Raw genomic sequence first — 25,879 nt, 5'->3', positions numbered from 1 at the left:
ATGAGATGAGTTTATCATTCCCTCCGCCTGCCATCATGAACATCCGATGAAGCTTTGATGAAGAAACGATGAAGCCGAAGGCGTCCATATAAAAAAAGAAAATCCGGACACCCTTATCGATGTCCGGCACATTGGTTGATCCAGCTATTAGGACTTGTTCTCGAAATAAACGGCTTGGCCGGTCCTGGAAGACTCATAAATAGCCTCCAATATTTCCGACACGACGCAAGCCTGCTCCGGCGTCACGACCGGCTCTTTATCGTATTCTACCGCTTCAAGCCACAACCGCGCTTCCAGGTCTGCCGGGCTTTCCTTGGAACCGTCGTAGAAATCTACGCCCTTGGCGTCCAGCTGGATCTGATTCGTGTACAAGCGACTGTGCTTCTCCCCGTTGATGCGCAGCCCGTCCTGCATGTCCGCTCCGCCCTCCGTACCGCATAAGGTTGTCTTGGCTTCACCGGTTTGCAGCATATTGATGGCCCAGCTCGACTCCAATACAATCGTGGCGCCATTCTCCATCGTAATCATCCCGAAAGCGGAATCCTCTACCGTAAATTTCTCCGGATCCCACGATCCCCAGGCATTCGCCGCATTCGCTTTGCCGGACAGCTTATGAAATGCCGTCCCCAGCACAGCCTTCGGCTTGTAGTTGTCCATCATCCATAGAGTTAAGTCCAAAGCATGGGTCCCGATATCAATCAACGGTCCGCCGCCCTGCTTCTCCTCATCCAGGAAGACACCCCAAGTCGGTACCGCGCGGCGGCGAATTGCGTGGGCCTTGGCGTAATAAATTTCACCGAGATCCCCCTCGGCGCAGATGGTTTTCAAGTATTGGCTGTCCGGACGAAACCGGTTCTGGTAGCCGATCGTCAGCTTTTTGCCTGTACGCTTGGCCGCTTCCACCATCCTGCGCGCATCGGCCGCCGTCTTGGCCATAGGCTTCTCGCACATGACATGCTTGTCCGATTCCAGAGCGGCAATCGAAATATTCGCATGGGAGTCGTTCGGCGTGCAGACATGCACTATATCAATGGAGCTGTCGTTCAACAGCTCTCTGTAATCTTCATATACTTTGGCTTCTGGAGCGCCAAACTGCTTTGCCGCCTCGTACGCGCGGTCAATCACGATATCGCAGAATGCAACCATTTCCGCATTCGATTGATTTTTCAATGCCGGCATATGCTTTCCGTTCGCAATTCCTCCGCAGCCGATAATTCCGATTCTAAACTTTCTCGACATGTTCTCATGTCCTCCTTTGGTCTGTTGAACGAATTCTGGGTAACCTTATGACTCACCCCCATAGTATAGACAAGTTAGATGGAAAAAGATATTTTGTATCTGGCGCACCTTGTATGCGATTTTGCCATCCATGGACTCTTATGAAAGCTTCTCTGCTTGCCATTCCCCTTATATAGACATGCAAAAAAAAGCGCCAGCAAGCCTATCCGGCTTAGCCAAGCGCTTCTCTTTTATAGCAACTTACCCCTTCTTCGCCGTTGTCGAAGTCACCAGCTTGTAGCCTACGCCGCGGATCGATTCGATCTGGACGCTTTGCTGATTCATCTCCAGCTTCTTGCGCAAGGAGCTCACATGGACATCCACAGTCCGCTGCCCGCCGATATAATCGAATCCCCAAACAATGTTCATCAAATCATCACGGGTTACGACGACGCCGGGACGCTGCACCAGGTACAGCAGTACTTCGAATTCCTTAGGCCGAAGCGGAATGGACTCTCCATTCAGCATCACCTCGTACTTCTCGGGATAAATGTACAGGTCCCCTGCGGAAATGACCTTTTCCCCATTCGTGTTCTTCTCCTGCAGCTGCTCCTCCGACATCGTTCTGCGCAGCACGGCTGATACCCTCGCCAAGAGCTCGGCTACACCGAAGGGCTTCGTAATGTAATCGTCCGCCCCGTACTTCAGGCCTTGCACAACCTCTTCTTCGGCATTGCGCGCCGTTAGAATGATCACCGGCGTTTTATTGCCCTTTTGCCGCAGCTTGGACAAGATTTCAAAGCCGTTCAACCCCGGAAGCATAATATCCAATATAATAAGGTCGAACGATTGCTGCAGCGCTGTTTGAAGCCCTTCACTGCCGTGGTCGACAACCTTCGTCTCGTATCCGTCCTGCGATAAATTATAAGACAACAGTCTGGCTAGTGTAGGCTCGTCTTCAATAACTAAAATTTGTTGTGCCATGGGAATCCCCCGATTTCACTTTGCTTCTATAAGAATTTGTAAATGAAGATAGATCAAGCTTAACATAGCATAAAAAAGTTGGCAATTGAAGGTTGTTCCTTCAGCAAGCTTCCGACCGTTCCGCTTATGGAGTCACCGGACTTTTAGTGAATAATCGGCAGCTCGATAATGAATTTGCTGCCCATTCCTACTTCGCTCTCTACACGGATCGTCCCTTTATGCAGCTCAACCAGATGCTTCACAATGGACAGCCCCAGACCGGTGCCGCCTGAGCTTCGCGAGCGTGCCTTATCCACACGGTAAAAGCGCTCGAAGATGCGCGGCAGATCTTTCTTGGGAATGCCGATCCCGGTATCCGATATCGTAAAACGGATACGTTCATCTTCAGCACGATCGCCGTCTCCGGCCAGCTGGTCGACCTTTACCTTCACCTTGCCCCCTTCCGGCGTATAATTAATGCCGTTGGACAGCAGATTAATCAAAATTTGCCGCAGCCGGTCTTCATCCGCTTCAATATACATCGTCTCATCCACCTGCATTTCCAGCTCGATGGATTTCTTCTTTGCCTCGGCTTGGACCACATGCAGACAGTTGTTGACGAACGAGTGCAGCGATATCGGTGAAAATTGCAAAGGAATCCGTTTCGATTCAATTTTGGACAGCTCCAATATATCGCCGATCAGCCGGTTCAACCGCTCGCTCTCGTCAAAAATAATTTGCAAAAACGACTTTGCCGTCTCCTTGTCGTTCAGAGCGCCTGCAAGAAGCGTCTCTGCAAAGCCTTTGACCGCGGCAATCGGCGTCTTCAGCTCATGCGATACGTTCGCTACGAACTCGCTGCGCATCCGCTCCAGACGGCGCACGGCCGTAATATCGTGCAGCACGATCAGTATTCCTGCCCACTCATCCTCCGTATGGGAGATTGGGCTCAGGTTGATTTCCAATATCCGTTCCGACGGATAATAGAAAATCATCTCATCGCGGATATGCTCCTTCAGATCGATACACTCTTGAATAAGCTGCGTGAACTCGAACTGCTGCTTCGCTTCATCGAATTTTTTACCTAACAGCTCCTGGGCGGAGAAACCGAGGATATCTTCTCCCGAACGGTTTAACAGCACAATTTTGCCGTCCCGGTCAATCATCATGACGCCGCTGATCATATTCTCCAGGACGCTTTTGAGCCGGTTCTCATCCTCCAGAATCCGGTTCATCTGCAGATGCAGACTGTCCGCCATCCGATTGATCGCTTGTCCCAGCTGACCTATCTCGTCCTTTTTACGGACATGCACACGGGCCTTGTAGTTCATATTCGTAATTTGCTGCGCGACTCTCGTTATCATTTCAATCGGTCTCGTAATCCCGTAAGCCACCCGGTAGCTGATCAGCCCTGCAATGATAAATACGGTCAGCAAGCCTAAAAGCACCGCATACCATACTTGGAGAATGGACGCCTCGACTTCCTCCAAACTCATGGCAAGCCGGACATAGCCCTTGATGGAACCGTTGCCGTCCGATTTCACCGGTACGACCACATACAGCATATTCCGTTGAACCGTCGTGCTGTACCGCGTATCAGATCCGACAACACCGGTATCCCGGGCTTCGATCACCTCTTTGCGTGTCAGATGGTTTTCCATCGTCTCGACATCGTGATCCGAATCCCCCAATACCTTACCGTCCTCACGAATGTAGGTCACACGTGCATCCGCAGAGCTTTTCAACCGGTTCGCCTGATCCGTGAAATATTGGATCTGCTCCGCTTCCGTCCCCGTCTCTTTCCAATTCAATGAAACGAGAATTACCTTTAGCTCTCTTTGCATATTGGCCTTCAGCGCATCAATATGGGAATCCCTCAGCATTTTGGCCATGAAGAGACCCGCCACCAGCACCGAGGAGCCGATCAGCAAAATAAAAATCAACGTCAGCCTTGCGCGAAATTTGTGCATTCCAAACGTTCCTTCCCTGGAAGATCAGTGAGAGACATTTCATTTCCAGTTACCTATAGACAGTAACCTCAATATCTTAGCCTTTCGGCGGGAGGAATGCGAGTTAATTTTTTGTAAAGGCGGATAGACCCTGATTTCTTAGTTTCTTCAGTGTCCAGCGATTTCATGAAAAAAAGAAGAGGCACCTAAGGCACCCCTTCCTCTCATCCGAATCGTTTCGTTATATATTAGGCAAAAACCGGCTCTTTGAACTGGGACAGCTTCTCCAGCGAGTTTTTGTCGACTTCAGCATGCAGGCTGTTTCCGTGCGAATCCATGGTTACAATAGCCGCGAAGCCTTCTGTTTGCAAATGCCACATCGCTTCCGGCGTGCCGAATTCCAAAAAGTCTACGCCGTTCACCTTCTTGAAGCAGCGTGCATAATATTGTGCTGCTCCGCCGATTGCGTTCAAATAAACGGCGCCATGCTCCTGCAGTGCGGCCAATGTTTTGGCGCCCATACCGCCCTTACCGATCACGGCGCGAATGCCGAACTTCTTAATGATCGTGCCTTGGTACGGCTCCTCGCGGCTGCTTGTTGTAGGTCCGGCAGCTCTTACGTGCCATTCCCCGTTCTCATCCTTCGACATAACCGGCCCACAGTGATAAATCGCAGCACCGTTCAAATCAACCGGCGCATCGTGATCCATCAAATATTTGTGCAGCGCATCGCGTCCTGTATACATCGGTCCATTGATGATAACCACATCGCCTACGCGCAGCTGACGGATTTGCTCCTCGGAGATCGGCGTTTGCAGCACCACTTCACGGCGTTCGGTCGTCTCCTCGCTTGCCGCAGCAGCCTCCTGCTTCATCGAAACGGTATCGCCGCTCGGATAAATCCATTCCTGAATCTCGCCGCTGCTTGCGTTCAAGAGCACGCCTTGTCTGCGGAACGCCCAGCAGTTGTATGCCACAGAAACGAAGAAGCTGGCCGGCAGGCGGTTCGCCACGCCGATCTTACAGCCGAGCAAGGATACTTGGCCGCCGAAGCCCATCGTGCCGATGCCGAGCTTGTTCGCATTTTCCATAATGTAATCTTCAAGCTTGCGCAGCTCTTCATTCGGATTCACATCGTCTACACGGCGGAACAATTGGTGCTTCGCCAGCTCATAGCCGCTCGTCCGGTCGCCGCCGATGCCTACGCCGATAAAGCCCGCGCTGCAGCCTTGTCCTTGCGCCTGATAGACGGCATGCATAATGCATTTGCGGATACCGTCGAGGTCACGGCCAGCTTTGCCGAGTCCTTCCAGCTCCGTCGGAAGACTGTATTGAATGTTCTTGTTCTCACAGCCGCCGCCTTTAAGAATCAGCTTCACTTCGATGTCGTCCCGTTCCCATTGTTCGAAATGAATCACAGGCGTACCCGGCCCAAGGTTGTCGCCTGTATTGGACCCGGTCAAGGAATCAACCGAGTTGGAGCGAAGCTTGCTGTTTTTCGTGGCTAGCGCGACAGCCTCCAGAATTTGCTTTTTCATGACGATTTGATTCGCGCCTACAGGCGTATGAATGATGAAAGTCGGCATCCCCGTGTCCTGACAGATGGGGGAAACGTTGCATTCGGCCATATCGATGTTATTTGCGATCGTGGATAAGGAAATCGCGGAGCGCGTTCCGGCATCCTCCCGCTCTTGAGCCGCTTGAATCGCACGGCGTACGTCAGCCGGCAGATTCGTGGATGTTTCTACAATGAGTTTATAAACGCTCTCTTGAAAATGCTGCATAAATAAAAAATCTCCCTTCCGAATGAAAGCCCAGCTTCGATATTTTTGTATAAAAGCACATATGTATATAATAGCATACTCGACAACGATCAAAAACAAGCAAATACGGCGTTCCCGGGACAAATAGGGGCTTAACCAGGAAGGAAACAGGCGCTATCAAATTTTTGTAAAGCTTGTCTGACCCATAGAAGGAATTTACATGCAATGATAGAATTAATGTATGACAAACTAGGAAAATATGACTATAAAACAAGGGGTATCATTCGTCATGAACAAGCTCACTCTTAAGGCCGTCATCCTGAGCGTTATCGGGCTTGGCCTCCTTCTCCCTTCCTTGGATGCAGCTAAGTCCAATGTCCTATATAAGGATCAAGTGGCAGTCATTATGTATCACCATGTGGACGACGATGCCAAAAGCGGCGGAACGATCACAACCAAGCTTTTTCAAGACCAATTAACGCTGTTGAAGAAGAAGGGCTACCAATTCATAACCCTCCGTCAGTTCAAAGACTACATGCAGGGTGCCTCCGTTCCTAACAATGCCGTGCTGGTTACGTTCGACGACGGGTACGAAAGCTTTTATGTAAACGCTTATCCGATTTTAAAAAGCATGCGCATTCCTGCGGTCAATTTCGTGATTACGAACGACCTGGAGAATCCCCTCGCCAGCTACATTCCGTCCATGTCACGGGATGACATTATCGAAATGACAAGCGATACGAATTTCATTGACGCGCAGTGCCATACGCACAACTTTCATTACAAGCTCCCCGACGGCAATGCCGCGCTGATCGGACGCATGGTGAATAACGGGAAAAGGGAAACCGACGAGGAGTACAAACAGAGAGTCATTACCGACACCCAAGCCTGCGTCGCCAAGCTGGCGGAGCTCTATCCAGAGCCTATCGATTCCTATGCTTATCCGTACGGCATCTATGATAAGACTTCCATCGGATATATCCACGAAGGCGGTATGAATTATGCCTTTACAGTGGTACCGGAGATGGTGACGAGACAGCTTGACCCGATGCAGCTTCCCAGAATTAACGCAGGCAACAGCGCGATAAGTCCGGAAGGACTGGACACGTCCATCATGAGGCGGGTCGTAGCTCCGAATCCTCCCTCTACAGAGGTTCCCTTAATCGAAACGATGAACCAATTAGGCGGCAAAGCAGCTCTGTCGAGCGGCGGACATGTATCGATTCAGTACCAGACGTTGCAGTGGAGCGGAAGCGTCAACAGCTCCAAGCTGACCTCGCTTTCTGCCAAACCGCCGATATCTATCCAAAAGCCTCTTTATATGAAAAATAACAAGCTCTACATCGCGTTGAAAGATTTAGAGACTGTCATCGGTTCCCAAATCGTGTATAATCCTAATGTACAAAGCTTTTCCGTACAGCAGTCACCAACGGTGAAGAAGTAAACAGAATGGGATGAGAACGATGGATAGTCATTTTTTCGCTTATATGTACCGCCTGCGCTACATTGAACGCTGGAGCTTGATGCGCAATACCGTAAAGGAGAATGTGGCTGAGCATTCGTTTCACGTCGCTATCCTGACGCATGTGTTGTGCACCATCGCCAATGAAGTATTCGACCGTCAGGTGCCCACGGACCGGATTGTCAGCATGGCGCTGTTTCACGATGCAACCGAGGTTTTTACAGGAGACATTCCTACCCCGGTCAAGCATCATAACCCTAAAATATTATCGAACTTTCGCGAGATCGAGCAGATGGCGGCCGAAAGGCTCATGGATATGATCCCTGAGAAGCTCCGTTCCGTCTATGAGCCGCTGATCGATACGAAAAAAGCTTCTGCCGAGCCCGAGCTTAAAAAATATGTGAAGGCCGCCGACCTGCTTGACGCTTATTTGAAATGCGTAACAGAGCTGTCCGCAGGCAATAAAGAATTCGGCAGCGCGAAGAAACAGATTGAGCAATCGATACAAGACTTGAATATGCCGGAATTGGCATTTTTTCTTGAGCATTTGGCGCCGAGTCTGGAGAAAACGCTGGATGAACTATCGGAGGAATGAGCGAAAAGCCCGGGGCGGCAGCCTCGGGCTTTTTTGTTGAGGCGGCGATAAGAGATGGGGATTCGGTAAAAAGGTAGGCGCTGCGAGGAAGGGAAGGTGTCTCCGGTCGCTGTTGAAATCGTGAAATTTTATTTTATAGATGTATAGGTCATTTCACGATTTCAAAGGCGAGCACTTCGTTCCTCCGACACCTCCCCTTCCCCTCCGCTGCGCTTTTTACATCTTAATGGCCTCTCTCGCTGGTCGCTCGGCAACACAAAAGCCCAAGGGCTGCAAGGCCTTTGGGCTTTTGTGTAGAACTAGAAGCGGAACATCATCAGGGTAAGAAGCACGAAGAACAAAATGCCGGAGATCACGCTGACCGACTTGATTTTACCGGCATAAGTGCCGATCGAACCGCCGTTAGGATCAGCCAATGCTTTGCGCATTGCACTGCCCAGCACGCCTGTCAGGGCTCCTAAGGCTAAGAAAAGCACAACAACGATAACCATCCAGGCGACGGACAAGCCCGCTTTACCGACCAAATATCCGCCCGTCAGTAGGGAAATAACCAGAGCCAGCTGACCGACCCGGTTCGCAGCGAACAATACGCTTAGAAAACCGAATTGACCTTGTCCCGGAAGCACTTGAATCCGCTGAGCCAAGAACGGAAACATCAGGTACACGCCCATTAGAGCAGCTGCCAAAACATGTAAATACAAAAATACTTGGTTCATTGGTAAGCCCCCATTTTTCAACTTAATATAATATTAAGTATACCTGATGAAAACGAGCCTATGCAAATGGTGGAAGCAAATTTTAGCTGGAATGAACCGTCCCATTCGTGTGCCTGTTCACAGGCTTGCCTTTTTTCATATCCCTTGCGTCACGCCATTTCGCCAAAATGACGAAGAGGCACGGAACAACGATCAAAGTAAGCAAAGTCGAGTAAATCAAGCCCGAAATAATCGTAATCCCCATCGGCCGCCACAGATTTCCTCCCATAATGGTCATCGGCAGCAAGCCTCCAATCGCGGTTGCCATCGTCAGCAAAATCGGTCTCAGCCTGGCTTTCCCGGCCTCCGATACGGCTTCGTACAACGGGAGCCCTCGCTCTCTAGCCTGCTCGATAAATTCAATCAGGATGATTCCGTTACGAACCACAATCCCCGCCAAGCTGACGAGCCCCATCAGGGCCATAAACCCGATCGGCGAATTCGTGAGGAACAGCCCGATCACGGCTCCGCCCGCAGCCAAATAAACGGTAGACAGGATGAGCAGCGGGATCGATAATGAGTAAAACTGCATAACCATGATGATATAAATAAGCAGCACGACGATAATCGACAGCTTCCCAATCGAGGCGAACGCATCGTTGCGCTCTTCATTTTCCCCGCCGTATTCGATCGTATAGCCGGCTGGCATCGCGTAATGGCTCATCTCCATCTTAAAATCCTTCACAATCTCATCCGGCAGCCGATCCTGTGCGAAGCTGCGAATCGTAATCGTTCGTGTCTGGTTCAAATGATGGATCGATTTGATCATACTTCCCGGGGTAATCGTCCCCAGCTCGCGAACCCGAATCGTTCCCCCATTCTGAATAGGAACATACATATTGTTCATCTGCTCAACAGGGTCGGCCGACTCCTCCCTCGCAAACAAGGTTACGTCCAGTGAGTCTTCGCCCTTCTGCAGCGTCGTGACTTCCAAGCCCTCGGTAGCGATGCGCAGCGTTTGAGACAGATCCTTCTCATTCACGTTGAACACATTCAGCTTGGCCGGATCCGGCTTCACCTCATAGGTTTTCATGTCCGTTCCCACATCATCCGTCACGCTGATGGCTCCCGGAATTCGGGACAGCACCCCCTGAATATCCGTAGAAATTTGGCGCAGCTGTGCCAGGTCGTTGCCGCTAATCCTCAGGGCGATCGGCGCCCCAACAGGCGGCCCCTGCTCCAGCTCTCTCGGCGTGATTTGGATATCCTCAGGGAACATTGTCTTCAGCTGCTCCCTCCAGGACGAAATGACTTCCTTCGTATGAATGACCTTCAAATCGATTTTGACAAAAAGCTGTCCTACATCCGTCCCCGATTGATCCGACTCGGAATAATAAAACCTCGGTGTTGAACGCCCGGAGTAGGCGGATACGAACACGACCCCTTTTTGCTGCCGCATCCATTCCTCCGCTTTGGCCATCGTATACTCCGTCTCCGCAAATACTCTGCCCGTCGGCAGTTTGAAGTCGATGAGCATTTCGTCCTTTTCCGCCGGCGGGAAATACTGTACGCCTAGCAGAGGCAGCAGCCCGAAGCTGCTCGTTCCGATCAATAAAGCGACGATTCCCGTCAGCAGCGGTCTTTTCAGGATACGATGAATTTGGCGGCCGTAAAACAGACTCAGCCGTTGAATCGGCTTGCCCAGAATGCCGGGCGTCTGCTCCTTCTCGACAGGTTCCTGGCTTCTTCCTTCCGCATTCGCGGAAGTTACCGCCCTTCCCAGCCTGCGCATCGCCCTTTCCCCGACCCATTGACGGAAGATCGGAATAATTGTCAGAGACATAGCCATCGATGCTGCAAGCGTCAGTGAAATAACGACAGGCAGCGGACGGATGAAGCTTCCGATGTTGCCTTTTAAGAAGAACAGGGGGAGAAACGCTGCCGCTGTAGCGATCGTCGCGGTAAGAATAGATATCGCAACATCCCGGCTCCCTTCAAGCGAAGCCTTGGCTGGAGAATCCCCAAGCTGCAGCCGCCGCTGAATATTATCGTTCACAACGATGGCGTCATCCACGAGAATCCCCAGCACAATCACAATCGCGACTACCGTAATCTGATTGAGATCTATGCCCATCAGCTCTACCGGAATAAACCCAATTGTAATGGATACGGGAATCGCCAGCGCCACAATCCATGAGGTACCGAAGGTCAAGCCCATGGAGCATACCACGATAACGGCCGCTATCCCTATGAGCAGCTCTCTGCCAAGCTCCTTGAACAAGTGGTCCAGACTCTCTTTTTGCGTAAAAAGTGACGATAACTCCACGGTAGACGGCAGCTGAGGCTTCAGCTCGGCTACCTTGCCGTCAATCCGCTTCTGTAGATCGGGGATATCCGCCCCCTTCTCGGCATTAATAACCAGATCCAGCGTCGGCTTTCCATTGTGAAGCACGCTGACCTCGGACTTTTTAGGGCGCAGCTTAATATCCGCGACATCCTTCACCTTCAAGGAATTGCCGTTCGGTAAGCCAAGAATATCGGTGTTCCCGACTTCCGCCGCTGTCGTCCATTCCTTGTTCATATTGACATAGAAGGACTGGGTCGACTTATCTACGGTCCCTAGAGGTACGCGGTCATGTCGGTTTTTCAGTGCCTGGGCAACGGCCGTCCACGGCAGCTTGAACGTATCCAGCTTTGCCGTATTCAACGTGACAGCGACCTCCTGGTCCGGCAGACCGACGATTTCCACGTTGCTGACCCCGGGTAGCGTGCTCAGCTGCTTTTTCCAAATATCCAGTGTAGGCCTCAAAGGCTCCAGCTCTTCCGGTGTGTTCACAGTAAAATGAAGGATTTGCTCGGCTATTTTACCAAGATCATCATTCACTTCAGGCTTATTCGCCTCATCCGGGAGCTCACTTTCCCCGGCCTGTACCTTCTGCCGCAGCGTATCCCAAGCACGCTTGATATCCGTATCCGGCTTGATCTCTACGTTAATGATGGATACGTTCGCCATGGAGGTCGAGGTCAGCTTGGAAATATCGCTCATTTCCTTTATTTTTTGTTCCAGCGGCTGCGTCACGAACTGCTCCACTTTTTCGGGAGACGCCCCGGGATATACGGTTTTTACCAAGGCTACAGTCAAGTCAATCTCGGGATTTTCTCGCTGCTTGAGTGTGACAATGTTGACAATCCCCATAATAATAGCCATCAAGAAGAACAGCAGCGTCACCTTCCGGTATTGTATCAGCTTGGCTATCATGCACCGTTCACTCCCGGCAATCCCGTTTTACAGCCATTCCCCATGCCAGTTATCGTTTGCGCTATGCAGTCAATATGTTCAGGTCCGCAATTTCTTACGACAAACCACTGGTATGCCACAAGCTCGACCATGCCAATCTTGGCATAAGCCGTAATCTCCAGCTGCTGCTCGGAATAATCGGGGTACTCACCGGATTCCAGCAGGCATTGCTTAATAATCAACATCATATCATTGTAAAAAGCCTCGGAAATATCTGCGATTTCCTGCGATGCCACTCCGTTGCGATAAATGATCCGCAGAATCGTCTTGTTGTGATAGTAAATGGTAAGACAGCTTTTAATCATTTGATAAAACACTTCGTTATCATTCAGCCCGTCAACTGGCCCTTTCTTTAAAGTCCCCGAAATTTCCTCCAGGCACGACTTGGCGATGCTTCGAAACAGGTCCTCTTTACTTTGGAAATACAAATAAAAAGTCCCTTGTGCCACCCCCGCAGCACGTACGATGTCCGATACCTTCGTCTGGTGGTATCCTTGCTCTTCGAACAGCTTCAGGGCGGCTTCAATGATCCCGTCTTTTTTCTCTTCTCCCATGAGTTCCCCTCCATCCACGGTTAACACTTGTGACTGACTCGTCAGTCATTTTTGATTTTAACAGGTTTATCCAGCCAATGCAACAGATGCCGAGCTCCTTTGCAGTTATGGATTTCATCGCAATTCGTTCCTTATCTGACAGCAAAAAAACAGCCCGTCCTCGCCAAAGCGCGAAGACGGGCTGCTATTCAAGGTAACCCTGTTTACAAGGTTACCACTTTGATTACGTTGCGAACGGAATCAGCGGATTTGTCCAAAGCCGCTTTTTCTTCAGGAAGCAATTCCAATTCAAATATTTTCTCAATCCCTTCGCCGCCAAGCAAAGTAGGCACGCCCATGAACAGGTTGTTATAGCCATACTCCCCTTGAAGCAATGCGATGGATGGAATGATACGTTTTTTGTCCTTGATGATCGCTTCCGTCATTTGAACCAGGGAAGCTGCCGGAGCGTAGTAGGCGCTGCCGTTACCCAGCAGGTTTACGATCTCGCCGCCACCTGTGCGTGTACGCTGTACGATCGCTTCGATGCGCTCAGCAGGAATTAATTTCTCAATAGGGATACCGCCGACATTAGAGTACCTAACGAGCGGAACCATGTCGTCGCCGTGACCGCCCAATACGAAACCGCGAACGTCCTCAACCGATACGTTCAATTCTTGAGCGATGAAAGTGCAGTAACGAGCCGTATCCAATACGCCGGATTGACCGATAACGCGGTTTTTCGGGAAGCCCAAGGACTCGTAAGCTACATAGGTCATAGCATCAACCGGGTTGCTCAAGATGATAACGATGGATTCAGGACAATATTTCTTTACGTTCTCGCATACAGATTTCACGATACCCGCGTTTGTGTTCACGAGGTCATCACGGCTCATGCCTGGTTTACGAGCAATTCCCGCTGTGATGATCACGATGTCGGATCCTGCAGCGTCTTCGTAGTTAGCTGTACCAACGATGTTGCTGTCGAAGCCTTGTACAGGGGAAGCCTCCATCATGTCCAACGCTTTACCCTTTGTAGGGTTTTCCAAAGGTGCGATGTCCAGAAGGACAACGTCGCCCAACTCCTTTTGTGCAAGCATAAGCGCAGTTGTTGCACCAGTGAAGCCCGCACCGACAACGGTAATCTTTTTACGTTTGATTCCCATAAGAAATGCCTCCTGAAAGTTAAATTGTTGGTTTGCGTGAGAAAAAGATAAAGCGTGTTTCCAGGTTTACGAGTATATACTTGCGGCCGCTGTTGTCCTGAGAAATCAGCACCCGCATGAGCGGATATTTCCAGTGGACAAGGCCGACACCCACACTCTTAAAGTATATACTTGCAAACCCTATTTCACGCTTCAAATGCATAAAAAGCAATTCCCTTGCCATCAGACTCGAACATCTGATCCCCTAACCTCAAAAGACTATACAAACACAAAAAGCTCCGCTGGACATGGAAGCGTGTCGGAGTGGCTTGACGTTAGCTCAAGCACTCTCGACAAACGCGTTCCCACCTCTAACGTCGAACAAAAACTTACTTCACCCGGTCACTGGACACCTTTTCGCCATCCAGGGAGCGTACCCCTGGTATCCTCCTTGGTAAAGGAGGATTTCGGAGGGGCGGACCGCCTAATTACATATTAGCGATGATTTGGTTAGCGAACTCGGAGCATTTTACTTCCTTAGCGCCTTCCATCAAACGTGCAAAGTCATAAGTAACGGTTTTATTGTTGATCGATGTTTCCATACCTTTGTAGATCAGCTCAGCCGCTTCCAACCAGCCCAGGTGCTCAAGCATCATAACGCCGGACAAAATAACGGAGCCTGGGTTAACTACGTCCAGACCAGCGTATTTCGGAGCTGTACCATGAGTCGCTTCGAAGATCGCGTGACCTGTTACATAGTTGATGTTAGCGCCTGGTGCGATACCGATACCGCCTACTTGTGCTGCCAAAGCATCGGACAAGTAGTCACCGTTCAGGTTCAATGTAGCGATAACATCGAAGTCTGTAGGACGAGTCAATACTTGTTGCAAAGCGATGTCGGCGATAGCATCTTTTACGATGACTTTGCCGGCAGCTTCTGCTTCTTTTTGAGCTTGGTTTGCTGCATCCGTGCCTTGCTCTGCTTTAATTTTATCGTATTGTGCCCAAGTGAAGGTTTTGTCGCCGAACTCTTGCTCAGCCAGCTCATAACCCCAGTTTTTGAATGCACCCTCAGTAAATTTCATGATATTACCTTTATGTACCAAGGTAACGCTCTTACGGCCGTGTGCGATTGCATATTCGATAGCGGAACGGATCAAACGCTTGGAACCTTCAGCGGAAACAGGCTTGATACCGATACCGGAAGTTTCAGGGAAGCGAATTTTCTTAACGCCCATTTCTTTTTGCAGGAACTCAAGCACTTTTTTCACTTCTGCGGAGCCGGCTTCCCACTCGATACCAGCATAGATATCCTCCGTGTTTTCACGGAAAATAACCATGTCAACCAGTTCAGGACGTTTTACTGGGGATGGAACGCCATTGAAGTAACGAACAGGACGGGAGCAAACATACAAGTCCAACTCTTGACGAAGGGCAACGTTCAGGGAACGGATACCGCCGCCAACCGGAGTCGTCAAAGGGCCTTTAATCGCAACGATATATTCGCGGATTGCTGTCAATGTGTCGTTAGGCAGCCAGTTGTTGAATTTGTTGAATGCTTTTTCGCCGGCGAATACTTCGTACCAAGCGATCTTTTTCTCGCCTTTATATGCTTTTTCTACCGCTGCGTCCAATACGCGTTTGGAAGCGGCCCAGATGTCGGGACCTGTACCGTCACCCTCGATGAAAGGAATGATAGGGTTGTTAGGGACGTTCAACTTACCGTCAACAATAGTAATTTTTTCGCCTTCTGTTGGAGCTGTATAGTTTTCGAATTGAGCCATGATCTTTTATTGCCTCCTTAAAATGGTGATAGCATAAGTATACACAAAATTGAACGGGAGCTACAGCGCTTGTCCCGATTCCGTAAAATAAGGACAGGAGACGCTGTAACAACCCGTTGGCTGTAAAAGCTTTATCGAAATCGATTAACGATTTTCAATCGGAATGTATTTTTGGTTAGAAAGGCCGGTGTATTCCGCACGAGGACGGATCAAACGGTTGTTTTCGTACTGCTCAAGAATGTGAGCTGTCCATCCGGATGTACGGCTGATCGCAAAAATCGGCGTAAACAGGTCACGCGGAATTTCCAAGGAAGTATATACGGAAGCGGAGTAGAAGTCAACATTCGGCTTCAATCCTTTTTGTCCGGTAACCATTTCCTCGATCTTGATGGACATGTTGTACCAGTTCATATTGCCTGTGATTTTGCCCAGCTCGTGGGACATCTTTTGCAGATGCTTTGCACGAGGATCGCCGTTTTTGTAAACGCGGTGACCGAAGCCCATGATTTTTTCTTTGTTTTCCAGCTTGGTGTTGATGTAGCTCTCAACGTTCTCAAAGGAGCCCACTTCTTCCAGCATAGCCATAACCGCTTCATTCGCACCGCCGTGAAGAGGTCCTTTCAAAGCGCCGATAGCGGAAGTCACACCGGAGTAAATATCGGACAAGGTTGCAACCGTTACGCGAGCTGCAAAAGTGGATGCGTTCAACTCATGGTCCGCATGAAGCACCAATGCTTTGTCCAAAGCCTCGATTGCCACTTTGTCCGGCTCTTTGCCGATCAGCATGTAAAGGAAGTTTTGAGCAACAGAAGTTGCGTCGCTCTTTGGAGCAATCGGCTCTTTGCCTTCACGGATACGTGCGAAAGCAGCGATAATCGTAGGAATTTGAGCCTGCAGCTTGATCGCTTTACGCAGGTTGGCTTCCGGTGTCATGTCGTTCGCTTCTGCATCGTACAAAGCCAGGCTGGATACAGCGGAACGAAGCGCAGCCATCGAGTTCGTATCCTTAGGATACAATTTGATTTGATCGATAATTTGGCTAGGAATCGGAGCATATTGATTCAAGTCTTTGATCAGTTGAGCCAATTCGGAATGAGTTGGCAATTTACCGTACCAAAGCAAGTAAATAACCTCTTCAAAAGTCGCGTTTTCGGCCAAGTCGTCGATGTTGATCCCACGGTAAGTAAGAACACCGTCAATGATCGAGCTAATCGAGGACGTTGTAGCAACAATACCTTCTAAACCTTTAGTAGCTGTCAAAACAATCTCTCCTTTGCGTTCAAGTCATTCAAAAAATACTATATCATACATCGTGGATCCCAAGAAAATCTCGGTCCAAGCACGGCAAGCAAACGAAAATAACAGCCACACTTCGGTTGGGACAATAAATCCCCACTTCGCCGAGCTATGAACTCGTCATTGCTAACGAGAAGCTCTATTTTTCAGACAATGCCCGTGCAATAAATTATATTTATTTGCAGTCGAACATTTACTCTATTTCTACTATAAATGATTTAACAACTAAAGGGAACAAATTTGGACATAAAAGTTCATTATCAGTATAATAAACATATGCTATCTGCGGTTTCCCTCGCGATGGATCACTCTAATCCTTGCTATGTATGGTTTTAATCAAATTCAGTATTTGCACAATGTATCACAAAAAATCATGAGGAATCAAATATTTTGCGGGAAAATTGTGGGAAGGAAAAAAGCTCACTGTTTCAATCCTCATGATCGAGCTCCACTTTAATCACGTCTGCAAAATCAATCAGCCGCCAATCGTAATTGGCCTCCACTTTAACAAAGTGCAGCCGCGGATCCAATCCGGTCACCATCCCTCGAACCTGTCGATTCTTCAGATTTCCATAAGTTATTGTCACTTCAAGGGCATGTGCCTTGGCGGCCTTCAATTGTCCAAATAATTTTTCGCGTTCCTCATCCATTAGCTCTGGACTGGTCTGCTTTTGTAATTCTCTGGGCATCACGACACCCTCCTAACCGGCTGCACGGCCAGAATGTTATCAATCGTGAATACCCGAGGTGCATTCCGCTGCAAACACTTCGCCTTCATAACTCCACCTATAACCGAGATGACTTCAACCCTTCTTTGTGTCAGTTCTCCGCCCTTGCTTAGGTAAATGATCTCAATGGTCTGACCGACATACTTATCCATCTATCTCGCCCTCCCAGAACGGAACGTATGTTCCTATTTTATGCGAACGAACATTCGTTATCAAGAGGATTTTATGTCTAACAATCATTTAATATATGAAGCGAATAGATTAATGCACTCTTAGAAGCCTCGGATTTAATTTTTTTATACCATGTTAAATTATTGTTGGAAATTTTGCGTCAGGCAAAAACGATGGTAAAATGAGAACAACGTCTTTAAGCGAATCCATTTAACCTTTTCAATGTGCATTGGGGGAATTTCATGCCTATCAACCGTAGAATCGGCATCATAGATATCGGTTCCAACTCCATTCGTCTTGTCATATACGAGCTGTTTCCGACACTGGCTTATCGCGTCATCGGAGAGTTCAAGCAGTCCGCCAGGCTCAGCCAAAAGATCGGTGATGACAATGTTCTCCCGACCGATGACATCGATGAGCTTATTCAAATATTGAAACAATTCCATCAGATATGTACGGCCTACGAAGTCACGGATATGCGTGCTGCTGCGACTGCCGCTATCCGCAATGCCTCCAACTCCCGGCAAATCATTGATTTGCTGCGTCTACAAACCGGGATTCACGTCGAGCTGTTGTCCGGTGAAGATGAAGCACGCGTCGGCTTTCTCGGGATGATGCATGCTTTGGATATTTCCGACGGTATGCTCGTCGATATCGGAGGCGGGAGCACGGAGGTCAGTGTCTTCCGCAATCGGGAGCGGCTCCACAGCGTTTCCTTTCCTTTCGGTGCAGTGAATACAACGCGCAAATTTTCCAACGACGGCAACTTCACGGACGAACAGCTCCGCTGCATTCGCCAAATGGTTCTGCAGGCTGTAGAAGGGGAACCTTGGATCCAACAGCATCCGGGCCTCCCTCTGGTCGGACTAGGAGGAACCATTCGCTCCTTAAGCAAAATCACCCAGAAAAAACGCAAGTATTCTTTGCCGGTTACCCATAATTACTCCATGTCTGCTGAAGATATGGATGAATGGATGAAATTGCTGCCTTCGCTTCCGGCGGACAAACGTAAAAAGGTAGACGGCTTGTCAAAGGACCGGTACGATATCATCGTTCCCGGCCTGACGATCCTTCATACTTTGTTTGAGGCTGCAAGCGCAAGCCATTATGTCATCAGCGGCGCAGGCCTTCGCGACGGGCTTTTCCAAGAGAGCTATCTATCCGCATCTCCGGATTATGATACATCCTTAAGCCTTGTAGAGCGAAGCGTTTACAATCTTCTCGGGCTGCATTCCACCGCTCCCGCCGCCCACCTCCACAAGGTTGCGGAGCATGCGCTAAGCTTGTTTGATGCGCTTCGCGAAATTCAAGCGTTCGACGAGAGGACGCGCCAGCTTTTACATTGTGCCGCGCTGCTCTACCGAATCGGCGTAGCCATTAACTACTACCAGTACGCGAAGCATTCCTTTACGCTGATTACCCAAGCCCGTTTGGACGGCTTATCCCATAGGGAAACGCTTCTCGTAGCGTCTATCGCTTCGTTTAAGACGAAAAGCCGCGTGCAGCAAACCGTGCTTCAGCACAAAGATATTTTGCTCGAATCGGATGTTGATCTTATTGTGCGCCTAGGTACTTTACTTCAACTGGCAATCGCGTCGGACCACTCCGAAACACAAGCGGTTGCGTCTCTGGATGCACTCGTGGACAGTGCGGGCAAGGAGCTGCAGCTGTCACTGCAAACAAAAAGCGACCCCTCGGTCGAAATCCGGGAGATCGCTGCTCTCAGTAAAGACTTGAAAAAAAGCTGGAATGTAAAGCTTACACTTCATGTGAATGGGGATGCGGGTGCTTCTTCTTCCAGGACTTGATGCGCATCGCCTCAAACTGGCTCCGAAGCGGCTTCTCCTCGTTCACTACCCGTTCATACATCCCGTTAGGCTGCAGCTCTCTAGCCTTCACGTTATCGTTCAGGCTCAGCTCCAAAATACGGATTAATGTATGCTGCAAATGCTTGTCGAACACCGGGCACATCAATTCAATACGACGGGTCAAATTTCTCGTCATCCAATCGGCGCTGGAGATATACACCTCCGGCTCTTCGCCGTTCTCGAAATACCAAATCCGCGAATGCTCCAAAAACCGGTCCACAATACTAAGGACCCTGATGTTCTCGCTTAAGCCCGGCACCCCTGGACGCAGACAGCAGACGCCTCGAATGACCAGATCGATTTTCACCCCGGCCTTGGAAGCCTCGTACAGCTCATCCACAACGTCCTGGTTGGATAAGGAATTCATCTTGGCAATAATGCGCGCAGGCTTGCCTTGGGCAGCATGCTGCGATTCGCGGCGAATTTTCTCAAACAGCTTATCCTTCAAATCCGTTGGCGCAACACCGAAAGCCTTCCAATTATGCGGTGCGGAATACCCCGTTACCTCGTTAAACAAGGCCGAAGCATCCTCGCCAATGATCGGATGCGACGTAAACAAGCCGATATCCGTATACAGCTTGGCTGTATTGTCGTTATAATTGCCCGTACCGACGTGGACATAACGGCGCAGCCCGTCTTCTTCCTGGCGGACAACCAGCGTAATCTTGGCATGCGTCTTCAAGCCGACAAGACCATACACCACGTGACAGCCGGACTGCTCCAGCGTACGGGCCCAGGCAATGTTGCGCTCCTCGTCAAACCTGGCCTTAAGCTCCACAACCACAGTCACCTGCTTGCCGGATTCCGCCGCGCGTGCCAACGCTTGAATCAAAGGAGATTGGCCGCTCACACGGTACAGCGTCATTTTGATCGCCAATACACGCGAATCGTCGGCAGCCTCATTAATGAAATCCGTCATGACATCAAACGATTCATAAGGATGGTATACCAGCACATCCTGATTTCTGATCTCCGAGAACAGATCGTCCGTGTCATCAAGCTCTGCAGGATACACCGGCTCAACTGGCTTGTAACGGAGATGCTCGTAGCCTTTTAAGGAGCCAAAAAGCTTCATAAAGTAAGTCAGATCCAGCGGACCGTCAATTTCTATTGTATTGTCTTCAATTTCAAATTCATATTGCAGCTGGTTCAGCGCATAGGGATGAATGCCCTTCTGTACCTCGAGACGGACAGGCACTCCCCAGCGGCGGCGGCGCAGCTCCTTCTCAATCTCCTCCAGCAGGTCCTCTGCCCCTTCTTCATTCAGCGTCAGGTCCGCATTTCGGGTTAATCGGAAGCCATGCACGGAAAGCGGGGTGTAACCGGAGAACAACGTATGAATATGCTGCTCGATCAAATCCTCCATCAGTACAAATTCATGCTTCTTGCTGTTCGATCGGGCAGGCACCTCGATGAATCGGGACAGATTGGAGGGCACCTGTACAATGGCAAAGTAAGGCTCATCCTCCGGATCATCCCCCTCCTTCAGCAGAACGACGGCCAAATAGAGTGCCTGCGTATGTACCAGTGGAAACGGGCGGCTCTGATCAACCGCCATCGGGGTCAGCACCGGGAAAATAATATCGTGAAAATAGGCATCCATTGCTTTCCTCTGGCTGCTATTCAAATCTTCATAGTCTGTAAACAAAATGCCTTCTTTAGCCAGCTGCCGGCATATGTCACGGCATGTTTTGTACTGCTCGGCGACCATTTTGGCCGCTCGTCTCATGACCCGCTTGAACAAGCCTGCCGGTGTGTAGCCGGTAAAATCTTTTTTCGTATACCCCGCTTTGATCTGGTCCTTAATCCCGGCAACGCGCACACTCATAAACTCATCCAAATTCGAGGACACGATCGACAGAAACTTCATCCGCTCCAGCAGAGGTGTTTCTTGATCCTGAGCCTCTTCCAGCACGCGCCAGTTAAACTCAATCCAGCTTAAATCCCGGTTTAAATAATTCGATGATGCTTCTCTTTCTCTGGGCGCCATCTCTTTCATATTGTCTCGTAACCTCCATAGGCTTCGACCTTTTCCGGCAAAACAGCCCGAAAGGTGCGTCGATTCCTTCGCATTCTTCTCATTTCATGTTAGTTCGACAATGTAATCAGAGAATGTGATTTATGTAAATTGTTTGTAAATACCCAACGTTGGGTATAGACGCCGATCCGACGCTTGAATGGATTATTGCGCCGGGACGTTGTCTTGAAGCAGCGCGTACAGCTCCGGAGCCATTTTATCGATACGTGTGGGCTTCCAATCGCGGTTCAGCCACACATGCTTCGTCCCCCCGCTGACAAGCACTTCTTGCCCCCTTACAATCTCAGAAGAAAAATGGAGCCGTACGTTAGTATACTCCTCAACTCGCGTTCGTATGGCAATCAAATCATCATATTTGGCAGGCATTCTGAATTTCAATTCGGCTTCAATGACGGGAAGCAGCAGCCCTTTGGCTTCAATCACCTGATAAGGCATGCCTAAAGACCGTATCAGCTCCGTCCGGCCAATTTCAAACCAGTTCAAATAATTCGCATGGTACACAACCCCCATTTGATCCGTCTCCTGGTACCGGACCCTCAGCGTGTGTTCAAACCATGATGATGGGGACATAAGGAACTCCCTCCAAATCTAGAGAAGTCAAATACGGTGAAAAAAAGAGTGAAACCGATGTGTAAACTTCGACTTCACTCTGTGGGAGACGAGGCGTTTTAAGAGCAGGTCTTGTTGCGAAATTGGCCCTACCCAATAAAACGCTCGCCTATTTTATTATTAAAGGACGCGCGCGCGGCCGGAATAAATCACGCCAACCTCAGGGTAGATCGATACTTCTTCATTGTCCTTGATCAAGTCAAGAGCACGTTCAACCCCAACGATCACCGGCTTGCTCAAGCTGATCCCCACCACAGCGGCATGGGACGTAATTCCGCCCGTTTCCGTGATGATGGCCGCGGCTTTCTCAATCGCCGGGATATATTCTTTGTCCGTTGTCACAGTAACAAGAATGCAGCCTTCTACCGCCTTGGCATTGGCTTCTTCCGCAGTACGTGCCGTAATAACTTTGCCGGTAGCGATTTGAGTGCCGATCCCTTGGCCTTTAGCAATCATTTCACCGATTTGATGAACCTTGATCAGGTTCGTAGTTCCGGAGCGTCCAACCGGTACGCCTGCCGTAATAACTACCGTATCACCCAAGCTGACCAAGCCTGCTTTCACGCTGCTGTCTACTGCACGCTCGAACAGCTCGTCCGTCGTTTTGCATTGCTCTCCTTTAATTGGAACAACACCCCATACCAGCGACAGGCGGCGAAGCACTTGCTCGTTAGGAGTAACCGCGATGATCGGGGATTTCGGACGGTATTTGGAAACCATACGTGCCGTATAGCCGCTTTCCGTCGAAGTCAGGATCGCACGGGCATCCAAGTCTAGAGCGGAGTTCGCTACCGCTTGGCTGATGGCTTCCGTTACTGTTTTTTGCTGTGCGTTGCTTTGACGAATGAAAATTTCACGGTGCTCCAACGCCGCTTCCGCGCGCTCAGCAATACGTGCCATCGTCGCAACGGATTCAAGCGGGTATTTCCCTGCAGCCGTTTCGCCGGACAGCATCACCGCATCCGTTCCGTCGAAAATCGCATTCGCTACGTCACTCGCTTCCGCACGGGTCGGACGCGGGTTGCGCTGCATGGAATCCAGCATCATCGTTGCCGTGATGACCGGTTTACCTGCTTGGTTACATTTTTTGATCATCGCTTTTTGCACGATCGGCACATCTTCTGCCGGAATTTCCACACCAAGGTCTCCACGGGCAACCATCAAGCCGTCAGACACTTCAAGAATTTCATCCAGATTGTCTACGCCTTCCTGGTTCTCGATCTTGGAAATGATTTGAATATGCTGTGCATTATGACGTTCCAAAATTTCACGGATTTCGATAACGTCGCTTGCTTTACGCACGAACGAAGCAGCGATGAAGTCAACTCCCTGCTCGATACCGAAAATAATATCGTTGGCGTCTTTTTCCGTAATACCCGGCAGGTTAATTTTCACGCCCGGTACGTTAACGCCCTTCTTGCCGCCCAGCAAACCGCCGTTGACAATGCGGCACTTGATTTCGGTGTTCGTCAAATCGACGACTTCCAAGCCGATCAAACCGTCATCGATCAAAATCGTAGAGCCGATTTTAACGTCCTTCGGCAGGTCTTTATACGTAATGTGGACACGTTCAGCATCGCCGATGATTTCTTCTGTCGTCAGCGTGATGAAATTGTCCTGGATCAGCTCGACCTTTTGGTCGTCTTTCAGCTTGCCTGTACGGATTTCGGGCCCTTTGGTATCCAGCAGAATCGCTACATTGCTGACTCCCAGCTCTTTGCTTGCCTGACGCACGTTTTTGATACGGTTGCCATGCTCTTCAAAATCACCGTGGGAGAAGTTCAATCGGGCTACGTTCATCCCGGATTGAATAAGCTTTTTGAACATTTCCAGCGACTCGCTGACCGGGCCGATGGTACAAACAATTTTCGTTTTACGCATGATTGTGATTACCCTCCTGAATTGTGAACCTACCGATTTGTCTGAACTTGTTGTACCGGTCTTCTACCAGTTCTTTCTCTGACAGCGCCGATAGTTCCTCTAAATGCTTTGTTAAGATTTGTTTAATCGCCTCAGCCTGAGCCTGAACGTCCCTGTGCGCACCTCCGCGCGGCTCCGGAATGATATCATCCACGACACCGAGCGCTTTGATATGCTCTGAAGTGATTTTCATCGCATCCGCCGCTTCTTTGGAGCGGGTAGCGTCTTTATATAGGATCGATGAGGCCGCCTCCGGCGAGCTGACCGAGTATATCGAATTTTCGAGCATAAATACACGATTTCCGACGCCAAGCGCCAAAGCCCCGCCGCTGCCGCCTTCCCCGATAACAACGCAAAGGATTGGCACACCAAAAGAAGCCATCTCCATCAAATTTCTGGCGATCGCTTCCCCTTGTCCGCGCTCTTCAGCTGCGCCTCCGGGATATGCGCCGGGCGTATCAATAAATGTGATAATCGGACGCTTGAACTTATTCGCCTGCTTCATCAGACGAAGCCCCTTGCGGAAACCGTCAGGGTGCGGCATGCCGAAATGACGGGCGATGTTGTCCTTCGTGTCCTTCCCTTTCTGATGCCCTACAACGGTTACCGGTACCCCGTTCAACCGGGCGATGCCACCGATAATCGCAAGGTCATCCCCGTACAACCGATCCCCATGCAGCTCGATGAAATCGGTAAAAATAAGCTGGATGTAGTCCAGCGTCGTAGGACGCTGCGGATGACGGGCCAGCTGCATTTTCTCAGCCGTCGACATGTTGCTGTACAGCTCGGCTGCCAGCTGCTCATAGCGCTGCTCCAAACGAGCGATCTCGTCCGAAAAATCCATATGCTTGTCAGCTCCGAATTTACGGAGCTCTTCGATCTTGTTCTTCAGCTCAAGAAGCGGCTGCTCAAAGGGCAATTCACCGGCCATGTGCCAAATCCCCCTTTACAACGTGTAAATCCAACAAACGGGTCAAGGTGCTCTTCATATCCTTACGCGGCACGACCATATCGACCTGTCCATGCTGCTGGTTAAACTCTGCCGTTTGGAACGTATCCGGCAGCTTCTGGCGAATCGTCTGCTCGATTACGCGTCGGCCCGTAAAACCAAAGGCAGCTCCCGGCTCAGCGATAATGTAATCGCCCAGCATCGCATAGCTGGCTGATACGCCCCCAAAGGTCGGGTCCGTAATGACCGAAATGAATAAACCGCCCTGTTCGTTCAATTGAGCAAGGGCTGCGCTGGTTTTGGCCATCTGCATCAGGCTGAGAATGCTTTCCTGCATACGGGCGCCGCCGGAAGTCGAGAATATGATCAAAGGATAATTTTTCTGAATGGCATGCTCTACCGCCAGCGTTACTTTCTCCCCGACAACCGAACCGAGCGAACCGCCCATGAAGTCAAAGCTCATCACGGCTACGACAACAGGGAACCCGCCGATCGTACCTTCTCCTGTAATGACCGCATCGTTCATCCCCGTCGATTCCACAGCTTTGCGGTACTTCGCTACGTAATCGGGAAACTCAAGCGGATCCTCGGACATCATCTCGCTGTCATATTCAAAAAAGCGGCCTTCATCCATCATCATCTGGATTCGCTCCACTGCACTCAATTTGAAATGGTAGCTGCACGAGGTACAGACCTTCAAATTTTTGTCCAGCTCTTTGGTGAATTGGATATTTCCGCATTTGGGACACTTCATCATCAAGCCTTCGGGAATTTCTCTTCTCGGCTTTTCATCTGGCAATATCTCTCCGCCGTCACCGACACGGTTGATCGTTCGATCCGTCGTCGGGACCGTCGCATACTTTCTTTTCTTCTGAAATAAATCTTTGAATTGCAC

The 25,879-nt window shown here is 49.9% G+C and carries 20 protein-coding genes; 3 read left to right on the top strand and 17 right to left on the bottom strand.

The window, feature by feature from the left end; genetic code table 11:
• Positions 1-147: 147 nt before the first annotated feature.
• The 4 genes from CF651_RS21145 to CF651_RS21130 all read right to left on the bottom strand — a co-directional run bounded on the left by CF651_RS21145 (position 148) and on the right by CF651_RS21130 (position 5,914).
• The gene (locus CF651_RS21145; RefSeq protein ID WP_094016864.1) at positions 148-1,239 is read right to left on the bottom strand and encodes a Gfo/Idh/MocA family protein; all 1,092 of its coding nucleotides are present in this window, start codon (positions 1,237-1,239) and stop codon (positions 148-150) included.
• 240 nt (positions 1,240-1,479) lie between these two features.
• Complete coding sequence (locus CF651_RS21140; RefSeq protein ID WP_094016863.1) at positions 1,480-2,202, bottom strand: response regulator transcription factor; 723 nt, start codon at positions 2,200-2,202, stop codon at positions 1,480-1,482.
• 143 nt (positions 2,203-2,345) lie between these two features.
• Positions 2,346-4,151: a two-component system histidine kinase PnpS gene (gene pnpS, locus CF651_RS21135; protein WP_094016862.1), complete on the bottom strand. Its 1,806-nt coding sequence runs from the start codon at positions 4,149-4,151 to the stop codon at positions 2,346-2,348.
• Between the two features lie 227 nt (positions 4,152-4,378).
• Positions 4,379-5,914: a fumarate hydratase gene (locus CF651_RS21130; protein ID WP_094016861.1), complete on the bottom strand. Its 1,536-nt coding sequence runs from the start codon at positions 5,912-5,914 to the stop codon at positions 4,379-4,381.
• Between the two features lie 268 nt (positions 5,915-6,182).
• On the opposite strand from CF651_RS21130, the gene CF651_RS21125 reads away from it, so the two are divergent.
• Positions 6,183-7,337: a polysaccharide deacetylase family protein gene (locus CF651_RS21125; RefSeq protein WP_094016860.1), complete on the top strand. Its 1,155-nt coding sequence runs from the start codon at positions 6,183-6,185 to the stop codon at positions 7,335-7,337.
• 19 nt (positions 7,338-7,356) lie between these two features.
• Positions 7,357-7,950 (top strand): 5'-deoxynucleotidase, encoded by a 594-nt coding sequence (yfbR, locus tag CF651_RS21120; protein WP_094016859.1) that lies wholly within the window; start codon positions 7,357-7,359, stop codon positions 7,948-7,950.
• 299 nt (positions 7,951-8,249) lie between these two features.
• Here yfbR and CF651_RS21115 read toward each other — a convergent pair whose 3' ends face one another.
• From CF651_RS21115 to CF651_RS21075, 8 genes are all read right to left on the bottom strand, one after another.
• On the bottom strand, positions 8,250-8,666 hold the full coding sequence (locus CF651_RS21115; RefSeq protein WP_094016858.1) for a hypothetical protein: 417 nt from the start codon (positions 8,664-8,666) through the stop codon (positions 8,250-8,252).
• Between the two features lie 82 nt (positions 8,667-8,748).
• Positions 8,749-11,904: an efflux RND transporter permease subunit gene (locus CF651_RS21110; RefSeq protein ID WP_094016857.1), complete on the bottom strand. Its 3,156-nt coding sequence runs from the start codon at positions 11,902-11,904 to the stop codon at positions 8,749-8,751.
• A complete protein-coding gene (locus CF651_RS21105) occupies positions 11,901-12,497 on the bottom strand; it encodes a TetR/AcrR family transcriptional regulator (RefSeq protein ID WP_094016856.1) in 597 nt (198 codons plus the stop codon). The genes CF651_RS21110 and CF651_RS21105 overlap by 4 nt, the downstream gene beginning before the upstream one ends.
• Before the next feature lie 203 nt (positions 12,498-12,700).
• Positions 12,701-13,642 carry a malate dehydrogenase gene (mdh, locus tag CF651_RS21100; protein ID WP_094016855.1) on the bottom strand — a complete coding sequence of 314 codons (942 nt, stop codon included), beginning with the start codon at positions 13,640-13,642 and terminating at the stop codon, positions 12,701-12,703.
• A gap of 467 nt (positions 13,643-14,109) precedes the next feature.
• Positions 14,110-15,405, bottom strand: a complete 1,296-nt coding sequence (gene icd / locus CF651_RS21090; RefSeq protein ID WP_094016853.1) for an NADP-dependent isocitrate dehydrogenase — start codon at positions 15,403-15,405, stop codon at positions 14,110-14,112.
• A 144-nt stretch (positions 15,406-15,549) separates the two neighbouring features.
• On the bottom strand, positions 15,550-16,665 hold the full coding sequence (citZ, locus tag CF651_RS21085) for a citrate synthase (RefSeq protein WP_094016852.1): 1,116 nt from the start codon (positions 16,663-16,665) through the stop codon (positions 15,550-15,552).
• Between the two features lie 464 nt (positions 16,666-17,129).
• The gene (locus CF651_RS21080) at positions 17,130-17,390 is read right to left on the bottom strand and encodes a YolD-like family protein (RefSeq protein ID WP_094016851.1); all 261 of its coding nucleotides are present in this window, start codon (positions 17,388-17,390) and stop codon (positions 17,130-17,132) included.
• Positions 17,390-17,581 (bottom strand): hypothetical protein, encoded by a 192-nt coding sequence (locus CF651_RS21075; protein WP_094016850.1) that lies wholly within the window; start codon positions 17,579-17,581, stop codon positions 17,390-17,392. The genes CF651_RS21080 and CF651_RS21075 overlap by 1 nt, the downstream gene beginning before the upstream one ends.
• Before the next feature lie 261 nt (positions 17,582-17,842).
• Between CF651_RS21075 and CF651_RS21070 the strand changes: the two genes are divergently transcribed.
• The gene (locus CF651_RS21070; RefSeq protein ID WP_094016849.1) at positions 17,843-19,408 is read left to right on the top strand and encodes a Ppx/GppA phosphatase family protein; all 1,566 of its coding nucleotides are present in this window, start codon (positions 17,843-17,845) and stop codon (positions 19,406-19,408) included.
• On the opposite strand, the gene CF651_RS21065 is transcribed toward CF651_RS21070, so the two are convergent.
• From CF651_RS21065 to accD, 5 genes are all read right to left on the bottom strand, one after another.
• Positions 19,359-21,467, bottom strand: a complete 2,109-nt coding sequence (locus CF651_RS21065; protein WP_094016848.1) for an RNA degradosome polyphosphate kinase — start codon at positions 21,465-21,467, stop codon at positions 19,359-19,361. The two genes, CF651_RS21070 and CF651_RS21065, sit on opposite strands and share 50 nt — an antisense overlap.
• A gap of 183 nt (positions 21,468-21,650) precedes the next feature.
• On the bottom strand, positions 21,651-22,076 hold the full coding sequence (locus CF651_RS21060) for an acyl-CoA thioesterase (RefSeq protein WP_094016847.1): 426 nt from the start codon (positions 22,074-22,076) through the stop codon (positions 21,651-21,653).
• A gap of 159 nt (positions 22,077-22,235) precedes the next feature.
• Positions 22,236-23,996: a pyruvate kinase gene (pyk, locus tag CF651_RS21055; protein ID WP_094016846.1), complete on the bottom strand. Its 1,761-nt coding sequence runs from the start codon at positions 23,994-23,996 to the stop codon at positions 22,236-22,238.
• Positions 23,989-24,966, bottom strand: coding sequence for an acetyl-CoA carboxylase carboxyltransferase subunit alpha (locus CF651_RS21050; RefSeq protein WP_094016845.1), 978 nt, complete (start codon positions 24,964-24,966; stop codon positions 23,989-23,991). The genes pyk and CF651_RS21050 overlap by 8 nt, the downstream gene beginning before the upstream one ends.
• Positions 24,956-25,879 carry an acetyl-CoA carboxylase, carboxyltransferase subunit beta gene (gene accD / locus CF651_RS21045; RefSeq protein ID WP_094016844.1) on the bottom strand — a complete coding sequence of 308 codons (924 nt, stop codon included), beginning with the start codon at positions 25,877-25,879 and terminating at the stop codon, positions 24,956-24,958. The genes CF651_RS21050 and accD overlap by 11 nt, the downstream gene beginning before the upstream one ends.

It is taken from the genome of Paenibacillus rigui, from assembly GCF_002234615.1.
GTDB lineage: Bacteria > Bacillota > Bacilli > Paenibacillales > NBRC-103111 > Paenibacillus_S > Paenibacillus_S rigui.
The sequence above is the reverse complement of the archived record's forward strand: the minus strand, read 5'-3'. Positions and strand labels throughout refer to the sequence as shown.